The sequence below is a fragment of the Acinetobacter faecalis genome (assembly GCF_034187745.1).
Classification (GTDB): domain Bacteria; phylum Pseudomonadota; class Gammaproteobacteria; order Pseudomonadales; family Moraxellaceae; genus Acinetobacter; species Acinetobacter faecalis.
Map to the genome: position 1 here is coordinate 284,895 of NZ_JAXHPF010000004.1, position 8,343 is coordinate 293,237.

General features: G+C 36.5%; 5 protein-coding genes. 4 read left to right on the plus strand and 1 reads right to left on the minus strand.

Features of this window, described 5'->3' with window-relative positions; genetic code table 11:
* Positions 1 to 79: 79 nt before the first annotated feature.
* Positions 80 to 643 (minus strand): alkyl hydroperoxide reductase subunit C, encoded by a 564-nt coding sequence (gene ahpC, locus SKM54_RS06550; RefSeq protein WP_154773664.1) that lies wholly within the window; start codon positions 641 to 643, stop codon positions 80 to 82.
* Between the two features lie 332 nt (positions 644 to 975).
* Between ahpC and SKM54_RS06555 the strand changes: the two genes are divergently transcribed.
* The 4 genes from SKM54_RS06555 to SKM54_RS06570 form a co-directional block, all read left to right on the plus strand.
* Complete coding sequence (locus SKM54_RS06555) at positions 976 to 1,461, plus strand: hypothetical protein (RefSeq protein ID WP_321094797.1); 486 nt, start codon at positions 976 to 978, stop codon at positions 1,459 to 1,461.
* Between the two features lie 164 nt (positions 1,462 to 1,625).
* Positions 1,626 to 5,546: an ATP-dependent RNA helicase HrpA gene (gene hrpA, locus SKM54_RS06560; RefSeq protein ID WP_321094817.1), complete on the plus strand. Its 3,921-nt coding sequence runs from the start codon at positions 1,626 to 1,628 to the stop codon at positions 5,544 to 5,546.
* 30 nt (positions 5,547 to 5,576) lie between these two features.
* Positions 5,577 to 6,686, plus strand: coding sequence for a beta-ketoacyl-ACP synthase III (locus SKM54_RS06565; RefSeq protein ID WP_321094799.1), 1,110 nt, complete (start codon positions 5,577 to 5,579; stop codon positions 6,684 to 6,686).
* Between the two features lie 410 nt (positions 6,687 to 7,096).
* On the plus strand, positions 7,097 to 8,343 hold a 1,247-nt coding region (locus tag SKM54_RS06570), incomplete at its 3' end, for a BapA/Bap/LapF family prefix-like domain-containing protein (protein WP_321094801.1).

The window sequence follows — 8,343 nt, forward strand, 5'->3', positions numbered from 1 at the left end:
TGAATAATGAATGAAATGCTTAACAATAAAAAACCACGCTAAAAGCGTGGTTTTTTGAATCAGTACGATCTAATTAAAATTAGATTTTACCAACTAAGTCGATTGAAGGAGCAAGAGTTGCGTCGCCTTCTTTCCATTTAGCAGGGCATACTTCACCTGGGTGAGCATGTACGTATTGAGCTGCTTTAACTTTACGAAGAAGTTCTTGAGCGTCACGACCAATACCACCAGCGTTGATTTCAACGATTTGGATTTTACCTTCAGGATCGATAACGAAAGTACCACGGTCAGCAAGACCAGCAGATTCAATTAATACGTCGAAGTTTTTAGCAAGTGTCCAGTTAGCATCACCAACCATTACATATTCGATTTTTTTGATTTCGTCAGAAGAATCGTGCCATGCTTTATGAGTGAAGTGAGTGTCAGTAGAAACTGAGTAGATTTCAACGCCTAATTTTTTGAATTCAGCGTAGTTGTCTGCAAGGTCACCAAGTTCAGTTGGGCAAACAAAAGTAAAGTCAGCTGGGTAGAAGAATACTACAGACCATTTGCCTTTAAGATCAGCTTCAGTAACTTCAATGAATTGACCATTTTGGAATGCTGTTGTTTTGAACGGTTTAACTTCAGTATTAATTAAGCTCATCATTGTCTCCATGATTGAGGTGAGTCTTGGTTTTCCATAAGATTATAGAAATTTTGAGCCTTGCTGAAACAGTATTTTTACATAACTAAAATCGGAAAAACCGAATTGAAAGATTTTACTGTTTCTACAAGTAGATATTTCTTATCATTTAACAGAACATATATGATGCTGATATGACAAGAATCTTCATTTATGCTTGTTATTAAAGATGGAGCCGTAGCAACTAAAAATCAAGGGCAAAAATTAAAATAATTTCGTAAATTTTATAGTTCATTATTTAAGTAATAATTGATATTGCTTAATTTTTATTCCAAATGTGAGATACGTAAAACATGAAAAATAATGTATTTATAGTTGGTTTGATGGTTGCTGTAATTCAAACATCTGTAAAGGCTGAAAGCATAAATTTTGAAGATTATCCTGTTCAAAATACCCAAGATGTTTTCGCAAAGAACATTATTTTGAAAGGTAAAAATCAAAAATATAGAACCTTACTTACTGAGCTTTCAAAGCAGGAAATAAATTTTGCAGGTCATTATGTTTTAGATTCTTTTGGTTGTGGTGGCGGTTGTCAGGCGCTTGCAACATATAATGCTAAAACGGGTTATGGCTTTTTACATCCACAAAACTTTTCAGATTGTTATAGTCAAACTCATGGTTTTATAAGCAGAGATTATGAGTTCCAAAATAATAGTCGCTTGTTGGTTGTGACAGGAAGCCGAAGTTCAAAGCCTTATCAATGTGAAAAAGTCTATTATCTTGTGCATGAAAATAGCTTTAAGGAAATTGCACAGCATTGGATTTATAAAAGTAATTAATTCTCCAAATTCTCCAAAATGAAACTTTTAAAATTTATTGAACAATTATTGTGAAAACATTGTCGTGTAACAATTGGGAATCTATTTGAAAACGAGTAGAATATTCTCTTTTAGTTAAGCTGTAGGGCGTTCACTTGGTTGCGAAAGATTTAAATGTAGATAATATGGTGATGGCAAAAGATCTTCACCGTTTAAATCGATTGCGTAAAGGTAAAGACGCCAACGAAAAACAACATCAAGAATTACTAGAAAAATCAAATGCAAAAGTACGTGAACGTATTACGCGTATTCCTAATATTAAGCTCAATCGAGATTTACCTGTAACTCAATCTGCAGACAAGCTCATTGAAGCAATTCAAAAGCATCAAGTGATTATTGTGGCAGGTGAAACGGGCTCGGGTAAAACAACACAATTACCGCAAATTGCAATGCTTGCAGGTCGTGGTTTAACAGGTTTAATTGGTCATACACAGCCACGACGTTTAGCTGCACGTAGCGTATCACAACGTATTGCAGAAGAAGTGGGCGAAAAATTAGGGGAATCTATTTCCTTTAAAGTTCGTTTTAATGAGCAAGGTTCGCAGGACTCTATCGTACGTTTAATGACGGATGGTATTTTGCTTGCAGAATTATCTCATGATCGCTTTTTAACAAAGTACGACACCATTATTATTGATGAAGCGCATGAGCGTTCACTCAATATCGATTTTATTATGGGCTATTTAAAACAGCTCTTACCACGTCGTAAAGACTTAAAAGTAATCATTACTTCTGCAACTTTGGATGTAAAACGTTTTAGTAATTACTTTAATGGTGCACCAATTTTTGAAGTGGAAGGGCGCAGTTTTCCAGTAGAAGTGCGTTATCGTCCAATTTCAGAAATGAGCATTGTTGGTAGTGATGATGATGAATTTGATGATTTTGAGGAAAACTTACCTCGCGCTGTTGTTGCCGCAGTAGAAGAATGTTTTCAGGACGCGAAAGATAAAGGGCATCCTGAATATGCAGATACGCTTATTTTTGCAAGTACAGAACAAGAAATTCGTGAGCTTCAAGAAACTTTACAGAAATTTGGTCCACGACATACAGAAATTTTGCCTTTGTATGCACGTTTGGCTTTAGCAGAACAACAAAAAATCTTTAATCCAACTGGTGGTGGTCGACGTATTATTATTGCCACTAACGTTGCCGAAACTGCCTTAACTGTACCCAATATTCGTTATGTCATTGATAGCGGTTTTGCGCGTATTTCACGTTATAACTACCGTTCTCGTGTGCAACGTTTGCCAATTGAAGCTGTATCTCAAGCATCTGCAAATCAGCGTAAAGGTCGTTGCGGTCGTATTGCACCTGGTGTATGTATTCGTTTGTATTCTGAAGATGATTTTCAAGGTCGTCCTGAATTTACAGAACCAGAAATTAAACGTACGAACTTAGCCTCTGTAATTTTGCAAATGCAAAGTTTGGGTTTAGGCACATTTGATGATTTTGATTTTATTGAACCACCTGATCATCGTTTAGTGAATGATGGTCGCAAGCTTTTAATTGAGCTTGGGGCGATGGTGGAGAAGAAATCATCCAATTCGAAAGAAAATTCACCTAAAGTTGCTGATGAAAAAAAATCAGCAACTTCTTCCCCCTTTGGTAAAGGGGGGAATATTAAGGCTGGAGATTCGCTCACTAAAATTGGTCAGCAAATGGCAAAAATGCCAATTGACCCACGTCTTGCTCGAATGATTTTGGGTGGGGCACATTTTGGCGTGTTGAATGAAATTTTAATTATTGTTGCAGCATTAGCTGTGCAAGATCCTCGTGAACGTCCTGCAGATAAGCAAATGCAAGCCGATCAAAAGCATGCTTTGTTCCGTGAAGAAGATTCAGACTTTCTGTTCTACATCAAACTTTGGGAAACCTTAGTTTCAAATCGTGAAATGAGCGAAAATAAACGTCGTACATTTGCACGAAATCATTTCTTAAGTTGGTTACGTTTACGTGAATGGAAAAAAACGCATGAACAATTGGTCGATTTAGCCAAAGGTTTGAATCTTTCATTTAATGAAAAGAAAGCCAATTATGAAAATTTACATCGCGCGCTTTTAACAGGTTTGTTGTCCTTTATTGCCAATAAAACAGATGAACGAAATGTGTTTATGGCGGTGCGTCAGCAAAAGGCACGAATTTTCCCTGCATCGGCATTACATAAAACCAATACGCCTTGGGTCATGGCATTTGAGATGGTTGAAACATCTCAAGTTTATCTTCGTACGCTTGCGAAAATTGAACCTGAATGGATTTTACTGGCTGCGGGTGATTTACTGAAGCATCACTATTTCGAACCGCATTGGTCTAAAAAATCTGGCGTGGTGAATGCTTACGATCAAATTTCATTATTTGGTTTAATTATTGAGCCTAAACGCCCAATTAATTATGAAAAAGTAGATCAACCTGCTGCGCATGAAATTTTCCTACGTGATGGTTTAACCACGGGTAATTTGGGCATTACACCGCCATTTTTAAAACATAATTTACTTAAATTAGAAGAAGTAGAGCGTGTTGAAGATAAATTACGTCGTCGTGATTTAGTGGTCGATGAAGAAACGATTTATCAATTTTATGCATCTAAAGTGCCACCTGAAGTTGCAAGTCGACGAACATTTGAAGATTGGCGAGCTACGGTTGAACCGAAAAATCCACGTTACTTATTTGTGGAAGATGATGCACTTTGGTTGAACGACCGTCCGACTACGCAACAATTCCCAGATTTTTTACGTAATGGTGAATTACGTTTAGCGGCAACGTATCGTTTTGATCCAAGTCATGATCAAGATGGTGCGACGGTTAAAATTCCTGTGCAAGCGCTTCCACAAGTGGATGAGGCGATTTGGTCTTGGGGTATTCCGGGTTGGCGACAAGATTTAATTGAAGCTTTATTGAAAGCTTTACCAAAAGATAAGCGACGTAATTTAGTTCCAATTCCTGACACAGCTCGCAAGCTAATGTCGCGTGTAGATGCAATGCATCTTAATCAGCACATTTTTAATTTCTTGGCATTTCAGTTACGTGGCGATCAAATTACCGAAAAAGACTTTTCGTTCGAGCGTATAGATGAATATTTATTGCCATTTATAAAAGTGATTGATGAAAAGGGTCGTGTGATTGAACAAGGGCGTGATTTAGCAGAGTTAAAATCACGTTGTCGTACAGAAACGCATAGTCCTGTTAAGCAACTAAAAGGTGAGTTTAAAACCTTCCCAGAAAGTTTTGTGTTTGAAGCATCGCAAAAAGTTACAGGTGTGATTGTTAAGCAGTATCAAGCTTTAGTACCAAGCAAAACTTTTGCGAATTTAGAACAGAAAGATGAATCGGGCGTGGTCATTCAAACTTTTAATGATCAGTTTGAGGCAATTAAAAAACATCGTGACGGTATTGTTCATTTGATTTATATGCAATTAGGCGATTTAACACGCCAATTGAAAAAGCAAATATCTAAACCGCTTGCGTTGGCATATTCACCCTTGGGCGATAAAGCCAAACTTGAACAAATGCTTGTGTATGCAACCTTGCAAATGTCTATTCAATCTCTTCCTGTAAATGCAGAAGAATTCCAAAAACTTGTGTTAGATGTGAAGAAAAATTTCTTAACACATGGTCAAACTGCTTTAAGCATGATGAGTGATATTTATATTCAATGGCAGGATATTCGTCGAAAGCTTTTGGTTCTAGATGATTCAATTTTTGGAAAGAATATTGATGATGTTGAAGATCAACTTGATTTAATGATGTTATCTACTTTTGTATATGAAAAATCACCAGATGTATGGCAAGAGTTTCCTCGTTATTTAAAAGCATTGGTACAGCGTTTAGAGCGTTTGCCAAATAACTTAACGCGAGATAATGCCGCCATTGTAGATGTTGATCCGTGGATGGAAAAACTATTTAAATACAAAAATGATGTGCGACTTAAAGAAGTCTACTTTATGGTTGAGGAATTGAGAATTTCTTTATTTGCTCAACCAATGAAAACCAAGATGCCAATATCTCCAACGCGCATACAAAAAGTATGGGATAAGCTTGGAATCAGTTAATATATAAGTAATTTCGAATAGGAGTTTTACATGGGCATCCGCATTACAGGTACTGGCCTTTATCATCCAGAAGATATTATCACCAACCAAGAATTGGTCGATAGTTTAAATGCTTATGTGGAACGTTATAACGAAGATAATGCTGAAAAAATTGCCGCAGGTGAATTAGAAGCACTTCGTGGTTCAAGTGCTGAGTTTATCGAAAAAGCTTCAGGCGTAAAACGTCGCTATGTTTCAGAAAAAACAGGTATTTTGGATATCAATCGTTTACGTCCTAACCTACGTGAACGTTCAAATGATGAATTGTCTATTCAAGCTGAATGGGGCGTAGCAGCCGCTAAGCAAGCAATGGAAAATGCAGGCGTTACAGCAGAAGATATTGATGTTGTTATTTTATCTTGTTCTAACTTACAACGTGCATATCCTGCTGTAGCAATTGAAATTCAAACTGCACTTGGTATTCATGGCTATGCATACGACATGAATGTTGCTTGTTCTGCTGCAACATTTGGTATTAAGCAGGCTTTTGACACGATTAAAGCAGGCGCACGTAGAGTTTTACTTGTAAACGTAGAAATTACATCGGGTCATACAGATTTCCGTTCACGTGATTGCCATTTTATTTTTGGTGATGTTGCGACAGCTTCTATTATTGAAGAAACAGAAACTAAAGCTGGTTTTGAAGTATTAGATATTAATTTATTTACGCAATTTTCAAATAATATTCGTAATAATTTTGGTTTCTTAAACCCAAGTGAAACAACGAATGCAGATGACAAGCGCTTTAGCCAAGATGGTCGTAAAGTATTTAAAGAAGTTTGTCCGCTTGTTGCAAAAATGATTGCGAAGCAACTTGTTAAAAATGAAATTGAGCCAACAAATGTGAAGCGTTTTTGGTTGCACCAAGCCAATGCAAGCATGAATGAACTTGTTTTGAAATTGCTTGTAGGTAAGGAAGTCGCTGAAGCGAAGCCTGAACTTGTACCTATTATTCTTGATGAGTTTGCAAATACGTCATCTGCGGGTGTAATTATTGCTTTGCACCGTACAGCGAATGAAGTCAATGATGGTGAGTATGGTGTTCTATGTTCATTTGGTGCTGGGTATTCAGTAGGCTCTATTTTAGTGCAGAAGAAATAGTATTTGAACAAAATTGTTAATTAAATATAAAAAAGGCTGAACTATTGTTTAGCCTTTTTTATTGAAAAGTTTTGTATTTCTTGTGGGGGAGTATTGTATTTTTTATGGGTAAAATATATTGTTTTTTAATATAATGTGTACTAATGCAACATTTAGTGTGCTTTTGTATATTATTTTGTAAATAAAATTGATAATTAAAAAAACCTTAATAAACAATAATTTATATTATTATTTAGCTTAATTTAATAATGGTGATTTATAAATTATATTAAAAATCATTGACTTAAACTCAAGTGGTAATAATAGTAATTTTCATCTATTAAAACCATACAAAAAACATACGATTGTAACGTGAAAATTAATCTGATAAATAAAGTTTAGTGAATTAGTCGACTTTAATGGGGTGCTTCATGTCTTTATTTGCGATTTATGACCAAAAAACGGGTCAAGTTATTGAAAATGGTATTACTAATAATCCTGTAGTTGTTGAATTAAACGTAGAAAGAGCGAATGTAAAAAGTATCTATAAAGATGGAAATGATCTCATAGTTTCTTTGCATTCCGGCGAAGAAATCACAATTAAAGATTATTATAACGGCCAAGATTTAAATAAACTGGTGATTAAAGATTCATCAGGTGCTTACTATGAAGTGAATTTATCTCAACTCAATGAACAAGGTTTGTTTGAAGTTGTTGATTACACACCAATTGAGAGTTTTACAGATTATTTATACAAAGACACTTCAATTTTTAATAATGAATTGGTAATGGGAACTGCTGCAATTGCAAGTGCAATTGCCGTTGGTTTTGGTATCAATGAGATGAATAGTTTTGATTCTAATAAATCTAATAATGATGGAAACTCTAACGGAGATGGCTCGGGTAACGGAGATGGTTCGGGTAATGGCGATGGTTCGGGTAATGGAGATGGCTCGGGTAACGGGGATGGCTCGGGTAATGGAGATGGCTCGGGTAATGGAGATGGCTCGGGTAATGGAGATGGCTCGGGTAATGGAGATGGCTCGGGTAACGGAGATGGTTCGGGTAATGGCGATGGTTCGGGTAATGGAGATGGCTCGGGTAATGGAGATGGCTCGGGTAATGGAGATGGCTCGGGTAACGGGGATGGCTCGGGTAATACAGAACTTATTGATGCATTAAAAATATTAGAGGCCGCTATTAGCAAGGCTAAAAATGCAGTTAAAGATACTGCGGAACCAGTTTTAATCAGCAAAGAAAAAGAAAAGGTATTACAAGGTTTAATTGATGCTCAAGATGCACGGAATTTCACTGATGCAGATGATGTATTAGCGGCGGCGGATGTATTGAATAAAATTGTTGAGAATGCAATTTTCGCTACAAATAATGCTGAACTTAAGGATGCTCAGGAAGCACTTGAAGAAGCGATCAAAAATGCAGAAGAAGCATTAAAGTCAACGAATCCAGTACTTGATGGAGCGGAAAAAGAATCAGTACTTGAGGCGTTATTAGATGCAAAAGATGCCCAAACATCAGAAGATATTCCAACGCTAGAGCAAGCTGTAACTGATTTAAACAAAGCGGTTGAAGATGCGATTGCGGCGGAAAAAGCAGAAGTTGAATCGGAAGCGAATGCAGATTTAATCAAGGCACAAGACGCTTTAAAAGATGCAATTAC

What these genes read in the sequence shown, in the direction of transcription:
- ahpC (WP_154773664.1), bottom strand. Translation starts at nt 643, where the DNA reads ATGAGCTTAATTAATACTGAAGTTAAACCGTTCAAAACAACAGCATTC.
- SKM54_RS06555 (WP_321094797.1), top strand. Translation starts at nt 976, where the DNA reads ATGAAAAATAATGTATTTATAGTTGGTTTGATGGTTGCTGTAATTCAA.
- hrpA (WP_321094817.1), top strand. Translation starts at nt 1,626, where the DNA reads ATGGTGATGGCAAAAGATCTTCACCGTTTAAATCGATTGCGTAAAGGT.
- SKM54_RS06565 (WP_321094799.1), top strand. Translation starts at nt 5,577, where the DNA reads ATGGGCATCCGCATTACAGGTACTGGCCTTTATCATCCAGAAGATATT.